17 protein-coding genes and 1 pseudogene are annotated in these 18,104 nt (G+C 66.6%); 8 read left to right on the forward strand and 10 right to left on the reverse strand.

From position 1 onward, the window contains the following. Positions 1-34: 34 nt before the first annotated feature. Positions 35-1,072 (reverse strand): alpha/beta hydrolase, encoded by a 1,038-nt coding sequence (locus CAG11_RS25885; protein WP_371857938.1) that lies wholly within the window; start codon positions 1,070-1,072, stop codon positions 35-37. Positions 1,073-1,275: 203 nt separating this feature from the next. On the opposite strand from CAG11_RS25885, the gene CAG11_RS25890 reads away from it, so the two are divergent. Beyond that, positions 1,276-2,169 carry a LysR family transcriptional regulator gene (locus tag CAG11_RS25890; RefSeq protein ID WP_085598758.1) on the forward strand — a complete coding sequence of 298 codons (894 nt, stop codon included), beginning with the start codon at positions 1,276-1,278 and terminating at the stop codon, positions 2,167-2,169. Positions 2,170-2,193: 24 nt separating this feature from the next. On the opposite strand, the gene CAG11_RS25895 is transcribed toward CAG11_RS25890, so the two are convergent. Then, complete coding sequence (locus tag CAG11_RS25895; protein ID WP_085598760.1) at positions 2,194-3,105, reverse strand: LysR family transcriptional regulator; 912 nt, start codon at positions 3,103-3,105, stop codon at positions 2,194-2,196. A gap of 185 nt (positions 3,106-3,290) precedes the next feature. Between CAG11_RS25895 and CAG11_RS25900 the strand changes: the two genes are divergently transcribed. The 4 genes from CAG11_RS25900 to CAG11_RS25915 all read left to right on the forward strand — a co-directional run bounded on the left by CAG11_RS25900 (position 3,291) and on the right by CAG11_RS25915 (position 9,900). Further along, positions 3,291-3,668, forward strand: a complete 378-nt coding sequence (locus CAG11_RS25900) for a peptidoglycan-binding protein (RefSeq protein WP_085598762.1) — start codon at positions 3,291-3,293, stop codon at positions 3,666-3,668. 76 nt (positions 3,669-3,744) lie between these two features. Then, entirely contained in the window at positions 3,745-5,436 is a 1,692-nt protein-coding gene (locus CAG11_RS25905) for a penicillin-binding protein 2 (RefSeq protein ID WP_085598764.1), read from the forward strand. A 157-nt stretch (positions 5,437-5,593) separates the two neighbouring features. After that, complete coding sequence (gene mrdA / locus CAG11_RS25910) at positions 5,594-7,516, forward strand: penicillin-binding protein 2 (protein ID WP_085598766.1); 1,923 nt, start codon at positions 5,594-5,596, stop codon at positions 7,514-7,516. Between the two features lie 41 nt (positions 7,517-7,557). Beyond that, positions 7,558-9,900, forward strand: a complete 2,343-nt coding sequence (locus CAG11_RS25915; RefSeq protein WP_085598767.1) for a penicillin-binding protein 1A — start codon at positions 7,558-7,560, stop codon at positions 9,898-9,900. Positions 9,901-9,911: 11 nt separating this feature from the next. On the opposite strand, the gene CAG11_RS25920 is transcribed toward CAG11_RS25915, so the two are convergent. The 3 genes from CAG11_RS25920 to CAG11_RS25930 form a co-directional block, all read right to left on the reverse strand. Continuing rightward, the gene (locus CAG11_RS25920; protein WP_085598769.1) at positions 9,912-10,418 is read right to left on the reverse strand and encodes a GNAT family N-acetyltransferase; all 507 of its coding nucleotides are present in this window, start codon (positions 10,416-10,418) and stop codon (positions 9,912-9,914) included. A gap of 33 nt (positions 10,419-10,451) precedes the next feature. Then, positions 10,452-11,024 (reverse strand): HD domain-containing protein, encoded by a 573-nt coding sequence (locus CAG11_RS25925; protein ID WP_085598772.1) that lies wholly within the window; start codon positions 11,022-11,024, stop codon positions 10,452-10,454. A 92-nt stretch (positions 11,025-11,116) separates the two neighbouring features. Further along, positions 11,117-11,674, reverse strand: coding sequence for a helix-turn-helix transcriptional regulator (locus CAG11_RS25930; RefSeq protein WP_053130558.1), 558 nt, complete (start codon positions 11,672-11,674; stop codon positions 11,117-11,119). A 171-nt stretch (positions 11,675-11,845) separates the two neighbouring features. On the opposite strand from CAG11_RS25930, the pseudogene CAG11_RS25935 reads away from it, so the two are divergent. Next, a pseudogene (locus CAG11_RS25935) lies at positions 11,846-12,099 on the forward strand (phosphotyrosine protein phosphatase). A gap of 120 nt (positions 12,100-12,219) precedes the next feature. On the opposite strand, the gene CAG11_RS25940 reads toward CAG11_RS25935, so the two are convergent. Continuing rightward, positions 12,220-13,413, reverse strand: coding sequence for a PrpF domain-containing protein (locus tag CAG11_RS25940; RefSeq protein WP_085598774.1), 1,194 nt, complete (start codon positions 13,411-13,413; stop codon positions 12,220-12,222). Positions 13,414-13,646: 233 nt separating this feature from the next. Here CAG11_RS25940 and CAG11_RS25945 point away from each other — a divergent pair, with 233 nt between their 5' ends. Further along, positions 13,647-14,288 carry an alpha/beta fold hydrolase gene (locus tag CAG11_RS25945; protein WP_085598776.1) on the forward strand — a complete coding sequence of 214 codons (642 nt, stop codon included), beginning with the start codon at positions 13,647-13,649 and terminating at the stop codon, positions 14,286-14,288. 224 nt (positions 14,289-14,512) lie between these two features. Further along, a complete protein-coding gene (locus CAG11_RS25950) occupies positions 14,513-15,124 on the forward strand; it encodes an AidA/PixA family protein (protein ID WP_158091441.1) in 612 nt (203 codons plus the stop codon). Between the two features lie 46 nt (positions 15,125-15,170). Here CAG11_RS25950 and CAG11_RS25955 read toward each other — a convergent pair whose 3' ends face one another. The 4 genes from CAG11_RS25955 to CAG11_RS25970 all read right to left on the reverse strand — a co-directional run bounded on the left by CAG11_RS25955 (position 15,171) and on the right by CAG11_RS25970 (position 17,743). Further along, positions 15,171-15,791 carry a LysE family translocator gene (locus tag CAG11_RS25955; RefSeq protein ID WP_085598779.1) on the reverse strand — a complete coding sequence of 207 codons (621 nt, stop codon included), beginning with the start codon at positions 15,789-15,791 and terminating at the stop codon, positions 15,171-15,173. An 83-nt stretch (positions 15,792-15,874) separates the two neighbouring features. Beyond that, positions 15,875-16,774, reverse strand: coding sequence for an alpha/beta fold hydrolase (locus tag CAG11_RS25960; protein WP_085598781.1), 900 nt, complete (start codon positions 16,772-16,774; stop codon positions 15,875-15,877). Beyond that, a complete protein-coding gene (locus CAG11_RS25965) occupies positions 16,774-17,418 on the reverse strand; it encodes a DUF2239 family protein (RefSeq protein WP_085598783.1) in 645 nt (214 codons plus the stop codon). Before CAG11_RS25965 ends, CAG11_RS25960 begins: the two co-directional genes overlap by 1 nt. Before the next feature lie 106 nt (positions 17,419-17,524). Next, positions 17,525-17,743 carry a DUF3079 domain-containing protein gene (locus CAG11_RS25970; protein ID WP_022644042.1) on the reverse strand — a complete coding sequence of 73 codons (219 nt, stop codon included), beginning with the start codon at positions 17,741-17,743 and terminating at the stop codon, positions 17,525-17,527. Between the last annotated feature and the right edge of the window lie 361 nt (positions 17,744-18,104).

Raw genomic sequence — 18,104 nt, forward strand, 5'->3', positions numbered from 1 at the left:
CCTCATCCAGTGGTGGGTGTGTCGGCAAGGCTTTTCAACCAACCGGAGCCAGGTGGCGGGTGAAAAAAGAGCTGAGTGTGTTCCAGGGAATCAGGCCCGCGCGGTCGTACAGATCCACGTGGCCAGCACCTGGAACCCAAGCCAGTTCCTTGGGTTCGGCGGCACGCCGGTAGGCGTCTTCGCTGAATTCCCTGGAGTGCGCACGATCGCCAGTGATGAACAGCAATGGGCGTGGGGCAATCGTCTGGATGTCATTGAAGGGATAGAAATTCATGAATCGGACCTCACTGGTCAGCGCCCGATTCTGCGTCAGCTCCAGCGTCCTACCCTTGGGAACATGCATGCCGCGTGGCGTGCGATAGAACGCCCAGAACTCCCGAGTGACCTCGTCGGTTTGCGGGTCAAGCTGCGCCGGCAGGTAATTCAGGAACTGCATCGTTGCGCTGGCAAACTCGCCGTAACGTTGCTCTGCGGCCCTGGCCAGCCTCGACTGGCGCTGCTCGCCGCTGACCGAATGGCCCAGGCCATGACGGGTCGCCGCCCCCATGTCGTACATGCTCACCGTGGCAATGGCACGCAAGCGCAGATCGATCTTGGCCGCACTGATGGCAAACCCGCCGCTGCCACAGATCCCCAGTACACCGATCCGGTCACGATCAACATCACCCCGGGTGCCCAGGTAATCAACCGCTGCGCTGAACGCATCGGCATAGATTTCCGGAGCTACCTGATTGCGCGGCAGGCCCTCGCTCTCGCCCCAGAACGGCAGGTCGATCGCCAGGGTGACGAAACCTCGCTCCGCCAGTTTTTGGGCATAGAGCATGGCGCTCTGTTCTTTGACCGCCCCCATGGGGTGGCCCACGATGATCGCCGGCGCCGGGACGCTATGGGCCAACCGCTTGGGCATCACCAGATTGCCTACGAGGGTGAGATTGTATGAATTCCTGAAACTCACCCTACCTACGGTGACTTGGTCACTCTGATAAAAGTTGGCAGCGTCCTGCGGCAGGTCGACTGGCGAGCGCACATCGGCGGCGCTGACAGCACCATCGGCAACCGACAGCAGGCTCAGGGCGATGCTGACACCTGCGGTCTTTACCAGCTCGCGTCGCCCAAGCCCTTGAGGGCAAAAGTCCCCGTCCGCGTCAAGCAGGGATAGTGGTGTCTCGCTCATCGTCAGTGCTCCGTTCGAACTTCAGTCAACGGAGCTTGACCCATCGGCGATAACTTGATTAGTAGGCATAATCTTTATGCAGTTATGAGAAAAATTCAGTAATGGCCTCTCCCAAAGTCAATGACCTGCAAGCCTTCCTCGCGGTGGCACAAGAGCAGAGCTTTACCCGGGCCGCCGCCAGGCTCGGGGTTACCCCGTCCGCGTTGAGCCATACGATCCGGACCCTGGAGGAACGGCTGGGCATCCGTCTGCTAACCCGTACCACACGCAATGTGGCACCGACCGAGGCGGGAGAACGGCTGATGCGTTCGATCGCCCCGCTGTTCGAGCAGCTCGCGGCCGAGCTGGAAGCCCTGGGCGAGCTGCGTGACACGCCCAGTGGCACCCTGCGGATTTCCTGCACCGACGATCAGATCGAGCTGTGCGTGCGCCCCATGCTTGCCGGCTTCCTGCGGCAATACCCGGACATCACCCTGGAGTTCTACGTCGACTACGGGTTCACCAATGTGGTCGAGGAACGATTCGATGCGGGTATCCGCCTGGGCGAGTCGATCAGCAAGGACATGATCGCGGTACGTATCGGTCCCGATTGGCGGCTGGCGGTGTTGGGCTCGCCCCAGTACCTGGCGAGCCATCGGCCACCGGCAACACCCCATGAATTGACTCGCCATGAATGCATCAATATTCGTCACCGGCCATCGGGGACGATCTATGCCTGGGAGTTCGAACGCGATGGCCAGGCGTTCACGGTCAAGGCCGATGGACAGCTGGTATTCAACAGCATCATGCATGTGCTCAATGCCGCCGTTGATGGCCTGGGCCTGGGCTATGTGCCGGAAGAACTGGTCGCGCCGTACCTGGCCGATGGCCGGCTGGTGGAAGTCCTGGCCGACTGGTGCCCGGTGTTCCAGGGCTACCACCTGTACTACCCCAACCGGCGCCAGGCCTCGCCGGCATTCTCTGCGTTGGTCGAGGCCCTGAGATACCGCGGCTGAACCCCCTGGCCCCGCCCCCGCTACTCACTGCAGGAAAAAATGCTCCTTGATGCAATCCAGGATCAGGGCCTTGACCACCTGCATCGCTTCATCGTGCTTGCTGCCCACGCGCATGCCGATCTCCAGCTCGTAGGACGGCATCGGCACGGGACAGGGAAAGGTTTGCAACGAGGTGATCCGCGCCATCGCCCGGGCGGCGTGGGTCGGCACTGTGGTGATCAGGCTGGAGCCCACCAGCAGGAACGGCACGGCGGCAAAGTGCGAGGTCGAGACCTTGACCGTGCGTTTGTAGCCGGCGGCGTTCAGCCCTTCGTCGACGACGCCCACGTAGCCGGCCGAGGACACCAGCAGGTGCGGGCGCCCCGCGTAGTCTGCGGCGCTCTGGGGGATCGAGTTGTGGGCATCGGCGATGCACAGGTAGTTGCCCCGGCCCAGGCGGGTACGGGTCACCAGTTGGGACGAGAAGCCGCCGGCGCTGATGGCGATATCGACCTTGTGGCCCATGAGCATGTCCTGCACCACGCCGCTGTGGGTCTGGCGGAAGATGATCCGCAGCCCGGGCAGGCGCTGCTCCACCGCCGCCAGGATCTGTTGCCCGAGGGCGATTTCGCTGTCGTCGGAAAGGCCGATGGTGATGGTCCGGCCACGGGTCTCCCGGCCGCCCACCGACAGGCTCAGGGCCAGGCGGCAACGATCGATGGCCTCGCCGATCAGCGGCGCCAGCTCATTGGCCCGGGTAGTCGGGCGCAGGCCACGGCCGGTGCGCTCGAACAGCGGATCGCCGTAGATGTCCCGCAGGCGCCCGAGGGCGGCGCTGACCGCCGGCTGGGTGACCCCAAGGCGAATGGCGGCGCGACTGGCCCCGCCCTCCTCGATCAAGGCGACGAACACCCGAAGCAGGTTGAGGTCCACCGCTTCGATATCAACTGGATTCATATCAGATAGCCCATATAGCGCGTTGCTCTATATTCTAGCCTTCTTAAAATGTCCCCCATAACCTTTTATCGCCCACTAAGCGATTGAGCGATAAGGCTTTTCAAGCGACACAGGAATATCCGCAGCCGGTGCAACCCGGGCCCGATGGGCGCCAGGGAGGCACGACGGATACCAGGGGACTAGACATGAAACAGCATGCCAAGCACGGCGCAGCCCTGGCGGCCTTGGCCCTGCTGCTGGTGGTGCCTGCCGGGGCGTTGACGGCAACGCTGGCGAGCCAGGAAACGGGAACGGATACCGCCGGCCCCTGCTCAGCGCCCGAGCCACACTGCATGCAGGAGGCCCCAGGCTCGGCATCCGGCCAGCAGGTCATCAGCCAGTTGCAACGGGCGCTGGCCGCACGGGACTACTACCAGGGCCTGGTCGATGGCGTGGCAGGTGAACAGACCGCCCAGGCGATCTTCCTGTTCCAGATGGACTGCGAGTTGCCGCTGACCGGCAGCCTCAATGCCCGAATCCTCAAGTTGCTGCACATCCCCAGCCCTGCCTGGTTAACCGAATGACGCCACGGCTGGACCCGCCGTGTACGACCTCTTCAAGCCATCGACTGCCCGCCGCGGGCCTGCAAAGCACTGCCCCATGACTCCAGCATCAACCACCCGCCAGCCCTGGCGCTTCAGCCTGGCCGTGGCCATCGTCGCCGGCATGGCCCTGGCGATCTGCGCGCGGATCATCCAACTGCAAGTGACCGACAAGGCCTTCCTGATCAAGCAGGGCGATGCCCGCAGCCTGCGGCACATCGGCCTGCCCGCGTACCGGGGGCTGATCACCGACCGCAACGGCCAGCCGCTATCGGTGAGCACCCCGGTCACCACCTTGTGGGCCAACCCCCGGCAGCTGCTCGAACAACGCGCGCATTGGCCGGCCCTGGCCCAGGCCCTGGAAATCCCGCCAGCCCGCCTGGAGGCCTTGCTGCTGGGCAATCGCCACAAGGCGTTTCTCTACCTGCATCGGCGCCTGGCACCGCAAGTCGCCGAGCGCATGCTGCAACAGGTGCAAGCGCTCAAGATCGACGGCGTGCACGCCGTGCAAGAGTCGCGGCGCTTCTACCCGGCCGGGGCGACGGCGGCCCATGTGGTGGGTTTCACCGATATCGACAACCGCGGCAGCGAGGGCATCGAGCTCGCCTATGACCCACTGCTGCGCGGGCACGATGGCTTGCAACGGGTGCTGAAGGATCGGCGTGGGCAGTTGATCCAGGACCTGGGCGTGTCCCGTCCGGCCCGACCCGGCCAGCACCTGGCGCTGTCCCTGGACCTGCGCTTGCAGTACATCGCCCATCGCGAGCTGCACCAGGGCATCGAGGACAACGGCGCCGATGCCGGCAGCGTGGTGATCCTCGACGTCAAGACCGGGGAGATCCTCGCCCTGGCCAACCAGCCCAGCTACAACCCCAACAACCGCGCACAACTGAGCCCGGCAATGATGCGCAACCGCGCCGTGGTGGACGTGTTCGAGCCAGCCTCGACCATCAAGCCGTTCTCGGTGGCGGCGGCCCTGGAAAGCGGGCGCTGGAAACCCGGCGACAGCGTGCACGTCGACACCGGCACCCTGAAGGTCGGCCGCTACACCATCCGCGATGCCTCCAGGACCGCCGGCGAAACCCTGGACCTGACCGGCATCCTGGTGCGCTCGAGCAACGTGGCGATCAGCAAGGTGGCCTTCGACATCGGCGCACCACGCATCCATGACCTGCTGCAACGGGTGGGCCTGGGCCAGGCAACGGGCCTTGAATTTCCCGGCGAACGGCTCGGCGTGCTGCCCAACCGGGCAACCTGGCGCCCGAGCGAAACCGCTACCCTCGCCTACGGCTACGGCCTCTCGGTCAGCGCGGTGCAACTGGCCAGGGCCTACGCCACCCTGGTCAACGGTGGCGTCCGCCTGCCCTTGTCGCTGCTGCGGCTATCGGCGCCGCCCAAGGGCGTGCAGGCCATGGCGCCGCAGGTGGCCAACCGCGTGCGGGACATGCTGGTGCAGGTGGTCGAGGGGCCACGGGGTATCTACCGGGCGCGGGTCGCGGGTTACCAGGTGGGCGGCAAGAGCGGCACGGCGCGCAAGACCGGTGCCGGAGTCCAGGGCTACCTGGCGCGCTCCTACCGGGCGGTGTTCGCCGGTTTCGCCCCGGCTGCCGCGCCGCGCTACGTGATCGTGGTGGTGGTGGACAACCCGCGCCAGCACGGTTTCTTCGGCGGCCTGGTAGCGGCGCCTTTGTTCAGCCGGATCATGGCCGAGACCCTGCGCCTGAATCAGGTCGCCCCGGACCCGGGCTGAGGCCAGCCCATGTCCATGCTTGTGCGCATCCGTCCACCGCCACGGCCCGCCGCGCTCCGACCCACGATCGTGGTTGCCCCCGGCGACCACCGCCAATGTTCCCCATGCTGGCCGGCCATCCGCCTGGCCGGTCACTGCCCAGCCCCAAGAGTCTTCGATGCCAGAGCACACCCCGTTCCACGATCAGGCCGGCAACCAGCGGATCGTCAACCGCCGCATCATCGCCAGCGCCGTGCTGGTGATCGTCCTGACCTGCGCGCTGGTGGGCCGGCTGTACGTCCTGCAGGTGACGCAACACGACTACCAGGTGGCGGTGTCCGAGAAGAACCGTATCCACCTGCGCCCGATCCCGCCGCCCCGGGGCCTGGTGTATGACCGCAACAAGGTGCTGCTGGCGGGCAACGTACCGACCTTCAACCTGTTCCTCACCCGCGAGCGGGCCGGCGACGTAGCAACGGTCATCGCCCGCCTGAGCCGGATCCTCGACCTGGACGCCGGGCAACAGGCGCGGATCGCCAAGCTGCTGCAACGCCGTGGGCGGGCCTTCGAGCCGCTGATGCTGCTGCCGGACCTGAGCGAGCGGCAGATCGCCCTGATCGCGGTGAACCAGTTCCACCTGCCGGGGCTGGACGTCCAGGCGCAGTTCTCGCGGGTCTATCCCTTGGGGGAACATTTCGCCCACTCGGTGGGTTATGTCGGGCGGATCAACGAACAGGAATACTCGCGTCTCGACCCGGCCAAGTACCTGCGCAGCCAGTTGATCGGCAAGACCGGCATCGAGCGTTTCTATGAAGAGGCGCTGCATGGCCGCATGGGCTACGAAGAGGTGGAGACCAACGCCCAGGGTCGGGTCATGCGGGTGCTGCGTCGCCAGCCGCCGGTGCCCGGCCAGGACATCGTGCTGAGCCTGGACGTGCGCTTGCAGGGCGCCGCCGAAGCGGCCCTTGGCGAACGTCGGGGCGCGGTGGTGGCCCTGGACCCGGACACCGGCCAGGTGCTGGCCATGGTCAGCCGTCCGAGCTTCGACCCCAACCCCTTCGTCAAGGGCATCGGTGCCGGGGCCTATGCCGCCCTGCGCGACTCCGCCGACATGCCGCTGTTCAACCGGGTCCTGCGCGGGCTCTACCCGCCCGGCTCGACCATCAAGCCCATGGTGGTGGTCGCCGGGCTCGACAGCGGCGTGACCACCCCGAGCCAGCGGGTGTTCGATCGCGGCTACTACGAACTGCCCAACTACCGGCACAAGTACCGCAACTGGAATCGCGGCGGCGATGGCTGGGTGGACATGTACGACGCGATCATGCGGTCCAATGACACCTACTTCTACGACCTGGCGCACAAGCTGGGCATCCGCCGGCTGCACGACTACCTCAGCGAGTTCGGCCTGGGGCAGCGGGTGTCCATCGACATGTTCGAGGAGTCGCCCGGGCTGATGCCATCCCCGGAGTGGAAACGCGCGACCCGCCGCCAGGACTGGTACCCCGGGGAGACCCTGATCCTGGGAATCGGCCAGGGCTACATGCAGGTCACCCCCCTGCAACTGGCCCAGGCCACCAGCCTGATCGCCAGTCGAGGGATCTGGCACCGGCCGCACCTGGCGCTGTCGGTCGGCGGCCAGGCCCTGGCCGACCCACAGCCGCTGCCGGACATCCGCCTCAAGGACCCGCAGACCTGGGACCGGGTGATCCAGGGCATGCAGATGGTCATGCACCACCCACGCGGGGTCGGGCGCCGGGCGGCCCGTGGCGCGCAGTACCGGATCGCCGGCAAGAGCGGCACCGCCCAGGTGGTGGCGATCAAGCAGGGCGAACGCTACAACCGCGCCAAGACCCATGAACGCCACCGCGACAACGCCTTGTTCGTCGGCTTCGCCCCGGCCCAGCGCCCGGCCATCGTGGTCGCCGTGATGATCGAGAACGGCGAGGCCGGCGCCCGGGTGGCAGGCCCGGTGGTGCGCCAGGTGATGGACGCCTGGCTCTTGGATGACAGCGGCCGGCTCAAGGCCGAGTACGCCGTGCCGGCCGCCGGGGAGCAGGCGGCGCTCGGCGAACCACGGCGCGCCGCCAGCGCAACCCTTTGAGGCCCATGCCGGGCCCATCGCCAACCGCAGTCGAGGAACCTTTGATGCGACTACTGAAGAACCTGGGCTGGTGTGCCCTGGCCATCGCCAGCCTGCTGGTGCTCGGCGCCAGCGGCACCTACCTGTACCTGCAACCGCAACTGCCCGATGTGGCGACGCTCAAGGACGTGCAGTTGCAAGAGCCGCTGCAGATCCTCAGCCACGAGGGCAAGCTGATCGCCGAATTCGGCGAGATCCGCCGGATTCCCATCGCCAACGCCGATATCCCCGATGACTTCCTCGCAGCCTTCATGGCCGCCGAGGATGGCAACTTCCGCCAGCACGTCGGCGTCGATCCCTCGGGGCTGCTGCGCGCGGCCCTGGAGCTGGCCAGGAGCGGGCATGTGCGCTCCGGGGGCAGCACCATCACCATGCAGGTGGCGAAGAACTTCTTCCTCAGCCAGGAGCGGACCTTCTCGCGCAAGCTGACCGAGATCCTGCTGGCCTTGCAGATCGAACGCAGCCTGTCCAAGGACGAGATCTTCAACCTGTACGTCAACAAGATCTACCTGGGCAAGCGCGCCTACGGCATCGCCGCTGCCGCGCAGGTCTACTACGGCAAGCCGGTGGCGCAACTGACCCTGGCCCAGACGGCGATGATCGCCGGCCTGCCCAAGGCGCCGTCGCGTTTCAACCCGATCAACAACCCGACCCGGGCCAAGCAGCGCCGGGACTGGATCCTGGGGCGCATGCACGAGCTGGGCAGCATCGATGCCGCGCGCTACCAGGCAGCCCTGGCCGAGCCGCTCACGGCCCGCTACCACGCACCGGAACCCGAGGTGGACGCGCCCTACGTGGCGGAGATGGCCCGGGCGCAGATGGTCGAGCGTTTCGGCGAACAGGCCTACACCCGAGGGCTGCAGGTGGTGACGACGGTCACCGCGCCATTGCAGGCGGCGGCCAACAGCGCGCTGCAAAAGGGCTTGAAGGTGTATGACCGGCGCCACGGCTATCGCGGCCCCGAGGCCCAGCTGCGTGGCACGCCGCGGCCGGACTGGCCACAAGCGCTGCAGGCCTACCCGACCCTGGGCGGCCTGAAGGCGGTGGCGGTGATCCAGGTCCTGGACCAGAGCCTGGTGATCGTCGATGGCAGTGGCCGGGAACACGCCGTGCCCTGGTCGACCATGGCCTGGGCCCGGCCCTTCATCAGCCACAACGCATTGGGCCGCGCCCCGGCGCGACCGGCCGACCTGGTCAAGGTGGGAGATGTGATCCGCGTCGAACAGCAAGATGCACAGCCACCGGCCTTCAGCCAGGTGCCCAAGGCCCAGGGTGCGCTGGTGTCGGTGGCAGCGGAAGATGGCGCGATCCGTGCGCTGGTGGGCGGCTTCGACTTTCAGCAGAGCCACTTCAACCGGGTGCTGCAAGCCAAGCGCCAGCCGGGTTCGAGCTTCAAGCCCTTCATCTACGCCGCAGCGCTGGACAACGGTTTTACCCCGGCGAGCATCGTCAACGACGCGCCCATCGTGCTGGGCAGCGACTACGCCGGCCCGGCCTGGCGCCCACGCAACGAGAACCGCACCTTCCTCGGCCCGATCCGCTTGCGCGAGGCGCTGTATCGCTCGCGGAACATGATCGCGATCCGCCTGGTGCAGGCCATGGGCATCGACCCGACCCTCGACTACATCCGGCGCTTCGGGTTCGCCGCCGACGATCTGCCGCGCAACCTGTCCCTGGCCCTGGGCACGGCCTCGGTGACGCCCATGGAGGTGGTCGCGGCCTGGAGCGTGTTCGCCAACGGCGGCTACCGGGTCACGCCCTACCTCATCGAGCGCATCGAGGACCGCAACGGCCAGCTGCTCTTCGCCGCCAACCCGAGCTGCGCCCCCAGCCCGCGCAATCCGGCGCCAGCCGTCGTGGCCGAACAGGTGGTGGACGGCCGCACCACCTACCTGCTGACCAGCATGCTCCAGGACGTGATCAAGCGCGGCACCGGGCGCGCTGCCGCCGCCATGGGGCGACCGGACATCGCCGGCAAGACTGGCACCACCAACGACGCCAAGGACTCCTGGTTCACCGGCTACAACGGCGACTACGTGACCAGCGTCTGGGCCGGTTTCGACCAGCCGCAAAGCCTGGGCCGCCGGGAATGGGGGGTGACCATCGCCCTGCCGATCTGGATGGACTACATGGGCCAGGCCCTGGCAGGCAAGGCCCCCTACTCACAGCCCGAACCTCCGGGCATCGTCACCCGGCGCATCCACCTGGAAGATGGCACGGCCGCGCCCGCGGACGCCGCGCACACGGCCATGGAGCTGTTCAAGAGCGAGAGCGCACCGGCGCTGGAGAATACCGCGCCCGCCTCGAACCCGGCCGTGGAGCGCACCTTGCAGGAGCTGTTCTAAACCCCGCGCCCCTAGCCCTGGGCCTCGAAACCCGGATGAAAGCGCACTTCGCCCTCCGGGCAACGGCCCTGGAACGCCAGCGCCTGGAAGTACTCAGGGGGCACCCCGGGCAATACCGGTCCTTGCCCGGCCTTGAAGCCAAAACGCGCGTAGTAGGCCGGGTCGCCCAGCACCACGCAGCCGGCGGCGCCCTGCTCCTGCAACTGCGCCAGCAACTGGCGGATCAAGCGTGAGCCGATCCCCTGGCCCTGGCGCTCCGGCACTACCGACACCGGCGCCAGGCCAAACCAGCCGGGCTCGCCACCGCTGAAGACCACCGGGGAGATCGATCCATGGCCGAGCAGTGCATCGCCCTCCTCGGCCACCAGGGACAGGGTCAGCGCGCCGGCACTGCGCAGCGCGTTGACGATGTACTGCTCGGTATGGCTGGAGCGAGGCGCATCGCGAAAGGCTTCGCGGGTCAGCTGTTCGATGGCCGGGATATCGCCGGGACGTTCGGCGCGCAGGATCGGGTTCATGGGCTGCGGATACTCTCAGGAAGGGACCGGCGCTCAGCCGGCCGCGTCGATGTGGCGCCGCGTGTCGTGGTCGATCTGTTCGCGCAGGGCTCGGAACAGCGGCGTGGCGCTAGTGTAGCGGCGGCCGTAGTCGAGGTTGAAGCGGTAATCGAAATCCGCCGGGTTGCGCCCCTGGTTGTGCTGCATCAGGGTCTCCAGCTTGTCCAGGGCCTTGACCGCCCGGGCCTCGGCCGAGCTGGCATTCTCGTATTCGTCCCACAAGGCCAGCATGCGCTGGCGGGCCGGGGCATCGAGGCAACTGGCGAGGGTCTGCAGGTCTTCGCGCTCCTGCTGGCCCTTGTCCGGGTGGGCCGCCTGCCGCACCGCCGGGATGTCGCCATGGATGGCTTCGCCCAGGTCGTGGACGATGCACAGCTTGAGCACTTGCAAAAGGTCCAGCTCGCCCAGCTGGTCTTCCAGCAGCAAGGCCATCAGGCACAGGCGCCAGCTGTGCTCGGCGGTGCTTTCCTGGCGACCGCTGGAGGTGTGGGCACTGCGCAGTACGTCCTTGAGGCGCTCCGCCTGGCGCAGGAATTCGAGGCGACCGCCGAGGAGTTGATCGTTCATGGCTAAACCTGGATGAAATGACAGCCCAGCCTAGCCGGCCCGGATTCGACAGGCCATGGATAAAATATCCGTGGCGCCGGAGCAGGCTGGAGTCAGAGGGTTTCCACCAGCCGCACCGCGTTGCCGTCGGACAGGTTCAGGCGGGTCCAGCGGCACTGGCTGGCCGCAATGGGCACGATGGCCGAATCGTTGTGGCCACTGAAGAACTCCAGCGCCGGGGGCGCCAGCACTTCGCGCCACCCGAGGTCGTCGAGGGCCCTCTCCTTGCGCACGATTTCCTCGGTGCAGAAGCCCCACAAGGATTGCCCCAGCAACTCGCTCAAGGGCACGCCGAACTCCCCGGCGCGAGTGGCCGAGCAGGCCAGCAGGCGGTGGGTCAGGTCGCAGACCAAGTGCACCGCGCGCGGGCTGTCGTTCACCAACCGGGCCAGGGCCTGGTCGGCGGCGGCGCTGAGGTTGGCCGCCAGCAGTTGCTCCAGCTTGGCGCGCTCGCTGGGTTCCATGGCTTGCTGGCCGTTTTCCCAGCGGGAAATGCTCGACTGCGCCACCCCGAACAGCTCGGCGGCGTGCTGCTGCTTGACCCGGTGCAGCAGGCGCCAGCGGCGCAAGGCCAGGCCCAGGTGCGGGGAGGTGAACAAGGATGCGGACATGAAAGCGACAGGTCCCGGCTGGAAAGACGCGACAGTTTGCCCGGGGCCGCAGCCTGCCGGCAAATCGGCCTGACCGAGCGCACCAGCGCTGGACAAGCGGGCCGAAGCCGCGAAAACTCTCGGCCCTCGCCCGCCATCACGGCGGCACCATCAGCCAGGGAACCCGGCAGAATGCTCAATGTGTTGTTCGTCTGCAGCCAGAACAAGCTGCGCAGCCCCACCGCCGAACAGGTATTCGCCGATTGGCCGGGCTGATCCTGGTGATGGAAACCCGACACCGGGAAAAACTGCGCAAGCGCTTCAAGCAGCACCTGCACCAGCAACAGGTGGTGTGCCTGAACATTCCCGATGACTACGAGTTCATGGACCCACAACTGATCCAGTTGCTGCAACAACGGGTGCCACCCTTCCTGCCCGAATCCTGACGGCCGCTGCGCGCCCGTGCGCAGCCTGCGGCAGCGGCTACACCAAACCTGTAACCGCTGCTGAGCCTGCGAAGCTGCGACAAGGCCCGCAGGGCCTTCAGCGATCGACCGTATAACCCACTACAGAAGCGCCTGGAGCAGTTCCGGGGAGGCGTTGTACAGCGGGGTACGGCCTTGGAGCAGGATCTGTGCGCTGCGCCGATAGGCAGCGCCATCGATCGACAGCTCGCCACCATGCACGCGGGCGCTGATCAGGGTTTCGAGGATGCCGGCGGGGTTTTCGATGGCCAGCGGATACTCGCTTCGGGTCGCGTTCAATTGCCGGGGCTGGGCCAGCAGTTGCTGGGCCACGGTGCCCTCGGCCAGGCAGGCCGCCGCCAGGCAACAGCCGCCGGATACCGCCAGGGACGGATGGGCGTTCTGCGGGGTGAAGTAGCGGGTGGCGATATCACCGCCTTCGCGGGCCGGGCTGACGATGCAGATCTTGGGAATGGTTTCGCTGCGTCGCAGCTCCTCGGCCGTCAGCAAGCCACCGTCGCGCCGACGCAAGCCCATGCGCAGGCCGCCCTCGACCATCAGCCCCAGCAGGCGCTCCTTGAACAGCGGGTCGGCGTCCAGCTGTGCCGGGGTTTCCTGGCCGGTCTTGCCCAAGTCCGTGGCCCGCACAATGACCATGGGCACCGCCACATCGATGCAGGTGGCGGCGATGCCCTGAAGCAGATCGATGCGCTGCCCGGTGGGAAACAGCGCCCCGGTCTTGGCGCCTACCGGGTCATCGAGGAACAGATCGACCCCGGGGAACTGGCCATTGACCCCGGGGATCCGCGTGTCGCTGAGCAGCCGGCCGGCGTGGAAGCCCAGGCGCGCGCGCAGGGTGGTCTGGGTATTGCTGTTGTAGATCTCGATCTGCCCGTCATCGACCTCCGGCGACAACCAGCCCCGTTGCCAGGCGTACAACGGCAGGGCCGCCGACATGTTGCCGCAGTTGACGCTCCAGTCGATGGTGCTCTTGCCCGCCGCCAGCTGCGCCAGGGTGCTGATCATCCGCGTCTGGCCGGGGCGACGCTCGACGATGAACACCTTGTTGCTGGTGGGGCCGCCCCGGCCCAGGCCGGTGATCTGGCTGTTGCCCGGCCACTCGCCAGCCAGGGGTACGCCCATCAGGTGGCGCAGCAGTTCCTCCACCAGGGCCTCGTCCTTGGGCAAGTCTTCCCGGGCCAGGATCAACCCGGTGGAGGTGCCGCCACGGGCGTGGCACACCGGGAATTCAAGGAGGCTGGCTGGGCAGGCTGGCAGCTTGTGCAGATCGGACATGGCGGGCACCTCCACGGTGGGCGAAAGGAGCCGCCCCTTGTCGGGCAGGCAACAAGCGGCGGCGCAGCATGATAAACCCTGGCAGCCGATCCCGGGGCGCCAGCATGGCAAGCCGCTGTCGCCTGCGGCAGCGCTTGCTCGCAGGACCCGAGCACCGTATTTTCTAGCGCCGCCGCGCGGCCCTGCTGTCAGCGCGAGGCTTTATCCGCCGCCCATGGACCAGGAGCGATGTCATGTCACAAGCCCCCCAACAACTGCTGTTTCTGGCTGGAGCCTCGGGCAATCGTCAATTCTGGCAACCCCTGGCCACGCAGCTGCGCCATCCGGCGCGCCAAGTGCATCTGGGCTGGCCCGGTTTTGGCGATACCCCGGCACAGCCAGACGTCCAGGGCATGGACGATCTGGTGGACCTGGTGCTGCAACGCATCGACCAGCCGACAGCGCTAGTGGCCCAATCCATGGGCGGCATCATTGCGGTGCGTGCGGCCCTTGAGCGACCGGAGCGGGTCACCCACCTGGTCTTGAGCGTCACCTCTGGCGGCGTGGACATGAGCGACCTGGACGCCGCCGACTGGCGCAACGATTACCGCACGGCCTACCCGCAACTGCCCCGCTGGTTTGTCGACGATCACAGCGACCTTGGTCCGCGCCTGGGGGAGTTGTGCATGCCGGTGCTGCTGCTCTGGGGCGACCGCGACCCCATCAGTCCAGTGGCGGTAGGCCAGCGTCTGGCCCGCCTGTTGCCACAGGCCCTCTTGCGCATCGTGCCCGAGGCCGAGCACGACCTGGGCCTGACCCATGCCACTGAGGTGGCGCAGTGGCTCGATCAGTTCCTGGGCAACCACCGGACCGAGGGCGCCACAGCGAGCGCCTAACCCTGGCCTTGCACCGCTCGTCTTGCGCTCGCGCTTTTTGGGGCTGGCCATTTGACTAACCATCTTGAGGATCTAGATTCCACTCGCGACTTCATGGAAGTGCATCCAGCCCGCTGTCGGCATACCGGGCCAGAGACCCGATGCTCGGTGGTCGCCCCCCGGAAAAGGTGATCAACCATGCGCCTGGACAACCGGGTGCCCAACCTGACAGCAGGGAGCTGGATATGAGCTACGAAAACGAAAAAGTCGTGGACATCATGATCGTCATCGATGCCCTCACCATCTTGCAGTGCGCCGAACAGGGCGTTTTCCCGGGCGGCCTGAGCCCACACCCCGACCAACCGACTCAGCTGTACAGCTTTTACATGCCCAACTCGTCCACCCGGGTTTCCGACCAGGTCGTCTGCATGTACACCACCCGCAACTACGTCAGCGGCGGCAGCAACAGTGAAGGCACCGCCGAGCTCTCGGTGGACCTGAACCAGGATGATTACGTCCACTGGCGCACCACCACCCTGACCAAGGACATGAAGTACTCGGCAATCCTCTACCAGTACACCCAGACCAATCCTGACCCCGCCACAGACAGGAATGTCTACCTGGATCAAATAACCGCCAATGTCTCGCCGAACACCCCGATGCCCATCATCAACAACAGCAACCCTCCGGGCAGCTACTGCGAGCAGCCGTTCCCGCAGAAGGTCACGGCCTACTACTGGAGCGCGCGTGCCGCCAAGGCCTGCAGCAACCTGAGGTACAACTGGTCGTTCATGATCGTAGGCAACGACAAGATCCTCGGCTATTGCGCCTGGGATCCCTACTTCGTCATCAGCTAATTCTCCAGCCCCCAGCCCCTCTCTGCGCCTGGGAGAGGGGCTGGCCTCAGGCTCGCCGCGCCAGCAGCAACAATGACGCCGCCCCCGAAAGCAAGACCGCGCAACCACGGTTGAACACGCGGCGCCCGGCGGGTTGGCCGAACCAGCGGCGCATGTGCAGGCCCATGCCGGCATAGGCGGCGATGGCCACGCACTCCAGCACCAGGAACAAGCCCCCAAGCATCAGGAACTGCCCGGCCACCGGCGCCGTGGGATCGATGAACTGCGGCAGGAATGCGCTGAAGACCAGGATCGCCTTGGGATTGCCGATGGCGATCAGGAACTCCTGTCGGGCCAGGGCCAACAGTCCGCCTGCAGCGTCCCGGCCTTCGACCTCGACGCGGGTATCGGCCGTCCACAGCCGATATGCCAGGTACAGCAGGTAGCCAGCGCCAAGAATCTTGATCCCGTGGAACAGTAGCTCCGAGGCCTGCAGCACCGCCGCCAGCCCCACCGAGGCCAGGCCGATCATCAGCATGAAGGCCAGCAAGCGCCCCACCCCGGCCAGGCACGAAACCCGAAAACCAAAGGTGGTGGCGTTCTTCACCGAAAGCAGGTTGTTGGGGCCGGGCGCCATATTCAGCGCAAAACAGGCAGGCAGGAACAAAACCAGGGTGGTGAGGTTCATTGGTGGTGCACCTTGGGCTGGGCTTCGAAGCGGGTCAGCCGCGAGTATAAAAGAGCGCCAGGGCGCCACACAACCTGCCATCCCTAGCGCTGGCGCGCCGTACGCTCGATGGCCGCCAGCACCTGGGGTTGGCAGGGCGGTGGCAGGTCATGGCCCATGCCGGGAATCAGCAACCACTCGGCACCGGGGATCGAACGCGCGGTGTCCTCGCCACAGGCCGCGGGCACCAGCGGGTCGTCGCTGCCATGGACCACCAGGGTCGGCGCCTGGATGCTGGCCAGCCGAGCCCGGCGATCGTCAGCACAGGCCAGGGCCGCCAGCTGGCGCATGAAACCTGCAGGGTTCCAGCCCCGGCGCAGTTCCTCCAGCACCAGCTCGCGTTGGGCCGCTTCGTCGAATGCCCGGACACTGCCGGCGATGCAGCGGGCCAGGGCCAGGCGCTGGGCAACATGGCCCTCCAGGTCGAGCGCCGGGTCTGCCGCCGGTGCCGTCAGCAAGGCCATGACCTGCGGCGCGGGCGGCGGCAAGGCCGGGTTGCCGCTGCTGGCCATGATCGAGGTCAACGAGCGCACCCGCTGCGGATATTCGCAGGCCAGGACCTGGGCGATCACCCCGCCCATGGAACGCCCCACCACATGGGCTCGCTCGATGCCCAGGTGATCCAGCAATCCCAGGGCATCGGCGGCCATGTCTTGCAAGCTGTAGGGCAGCGCCAACGGCCGACCGGCCAGCAGTGCCGCAAGATCCGGAACATCGGCCTCGACCAGATGCGTCGAAGCGCCAACATCGCGATTGTCGAAACGAATCACCCGGAACCCACGGGCGGCCAAGGCCCGGCAAAAGTCCGAGGTCCAGCGCACCATCTGGGTGCCCAGGCCGGCGATCAGCAGGATCGCCTCGGCGGTCTCGTCGCCATGACTGTCCCAGGCCAGTTCGATGCCATTGACCAATGCATACTGCAGGCCGGCACCCGGCCGGGCCATCACTGCCCTGCCCCGGCGAGCTGGGCCCCATTGGCCAGGCGCAGGGCATGTTCGCGGATGTCTTCGGGCCAACCTTGCAGTTGCTGGCCCAGGCCCTCGAGATCACCGGCGAACAAGGCGCGGGTGGCTTCTTCGTAGCCGGGCAAATCCCCGGCCAGCGCCAGCATGAACTGATAGGCAGCCTCTTGCGCCATGCGTCGTTGCTGCGCCGCATCGGGGTTGCGCCGGGCCTCGTCCACCAGCCGCCGCAGCACCGCCGAGGCACCACCGGGCTGGCTGGCCAGCCAGTCCCACTGGCGTGGCAGCAAGGTCACCTCGCGGGCGATCACCCCCAGCTTGGGCCGCCCACGGCCACGGGGCGAATCGGCCGCAACCTCCACCTCGGTCTCGGTAGCCGCGGCGGACCGGTAACGCCCGCGACCCGGTGCAGGGGCCTGTGCCAGGCGTTGCGTCAATTCGGCCTCGCTGCCCCGCAGGTCGAGGTCGATGACCCGCCCCGTAGCATCGTCGAATACCAGCAGGCTGGCGCAAGCCGGATCCCGGGACGCGTCGCGCACCGCCAGGGCCACTTCCAGCAACGGGCCACGGGCCAGCAAGCGCTGGGCCTGGAAGGCGGTGACAGGTTTGGTGAGGATGTCGGACATGGCAACGGTCTCATGAAGATGAAGCCGAATAATACCCGGGTAATAAAAACCCGATCAATATACCCGGGTAAAAATATTCGATCCGCCGTCTCCGGCCCTTCCCGGTTCAGTGGGTATCGCGCTCCGGCGGGGCTGGCTCGGCGCTGGCCGGGATGTCGAAACCCCAGTCGCCATGCAGATACCAGTCTTCACCGAGCATTTCGGAAGGATGCATGGTGCGATCCGAGCCGTTGCCACACGACAAGGCATTGGCGGCGCAGTAACGGTCGCAGCCCCAGCAGATGCGCTCGGGATGCTTGGGGGAAAGGGGAAAGGGCTTGGCCATGGGAACTCCCGGTGCCGGGGAAAGGAGCTTCACGTTAAAACGTCCCATGCGCCGCGACCTTGATCCCGATCAAGCCCGGCCTGCCAGTGTGGCGAGGCCGTAAAGACTGTCGGGGTTTCCCGGGGCACAGCGGCCCTGGCACTGGGCATATCGGCAGAACCGGTCCGCGAACTAGTCCATCTGTACTAATGACGAGCCGTTTTCGGCGTCGCTATAGTCCTGCCCACACCCCTTCCTTGTGTTCCACCTCCCTCTCACCGCAGCCCTGCGGTGCGAGGGTTCCCTCCCCCCTTTTCCAAGACTGCCGAGCCGTTGCCGGCCCGGTGCAGATTTAGCTGCGAAAGCCGGAACGCCGCCGCTA

The organism is Pseudomonas sp. B6(2017), assembly GCF_002112765.1.
GTDB lineage: Bacteria > Pseudomonadota > Gammaproteobacteria > Pseudomonadales > Pseudomonadaceae > Aquipseudomonas > Aquipseudomonas piscis.

Excerpts from the sequence above, each read along its gene's own strand:
- CAG11_RS25890 (WP_085598758.1), top strand. The coding sequence starts at position 1,276 with ATGGCCTCTCCCAAAGTCAATGACCTGCAAGCCTTCCTCGCGGTGGCA.
- CAG11_RS25945 (WP_085598776.1), top strand. The coding sequence starts at position 13,647 with ATGTCACAAGCCCCCCAACAACTGCTGTTTCTGGCTGGAGCCTCGGGC.
- CAG11_RS25965 (WP_085598783.1), bottom strand. The coding sequence starts at position 17,418 with ATGTCCGACATCCTCACCAAACCTGTCACCGCCTTCCAGGCCCAGCGC.
- CAG11_RS25905 (WP_085598764.1), top strand. The coding sequence starts at position 3,745 with ATGACTCCAGCATCAACCACCCGCCAGCCCTGGCGCTTCAGCCTGGCC.
- CAG11_RS25950 (WP_158091441.1), top strand. The coding sequence starts at position 14,513 with ATGAGCTACGAAAACGAAAAAGTCGTGGACATCATGATCGTCATCGAT.
- CAG11_RS25925 (WP_085598772.1), bottom strand. The coding sequence starts at position 11,024 with ATGAACGATCAACTCCTCGGCGGTCGCCTCGAATTCCTGCGCCAGGCG.
- CAG11_RS25940 (WP_085598774.1), bottom strand. The coding sequence starts at position 13,413 with ATGTCCGATCTGCACAAGCTGCCAGCCTGCCCAGCCAGCCTCCTTGAA.
- CAG11_RS25900 (WP_085598762.1), top strand. The coding sequence starts at position 3,291 with ATGAAACAGCATGCCAAGCACGGCGCAGCCCTGGCGGCCTTGGCCCTG.
- CAG11_RS25920 (WP_085598769.1), bottom strand. The coding sequence starts at position 10,418 with ATGAACCCGATCCTGCGCGCCGAACGTCCCGGCGATATCCCGGCCATC.
- CAG11_RS25970 (WP_022644042.1), bottom strand. The coding sequence starts at position 17,743 with ATGGCCAAGCCCTTTCCCCTTTCCCCCAAGCATCCCGAGCGCATCTGC.
- CAG11_RS25930 (WP_053130558.1), bottom strand. The coding sequence starts at position 11,674 with ATGTCCGCATCCTTGTTCACCTCCCCGCACCTGGGCCTGGCCTTGCGC.
- CAG11_RS25895 (WP_085598760.1), bottom strand. The coding sequence starts at position 3,105 with ATGAATCCAGTTGATATCGAAGCGGTGGACCTCAACCTGCTTCGGGTG.
- CAG11_RS25955 (WP_085598779.1), bottom strand. The coding sequence starts at position 15,791 with ATGAACCTCACCACCCTGGTTTTGTTCCTGCCTGCCTGTTTTGCGCTG.
- CAG11_RS25960 (WP_085598781.1), bottom strand. The coding sequence starts at position 16,774 with ATGGCCCGGCCGGGTGCCGGCCTGCAGTATGCATTGGTCAATGGCATC.
- mrdA (WP_085598766.1), top strand. The coding sequence starts at position 5,594 with ATGCCAGAGCACACCCCGTTCCACGATCAGGCCGGCAACCAGCGGATC.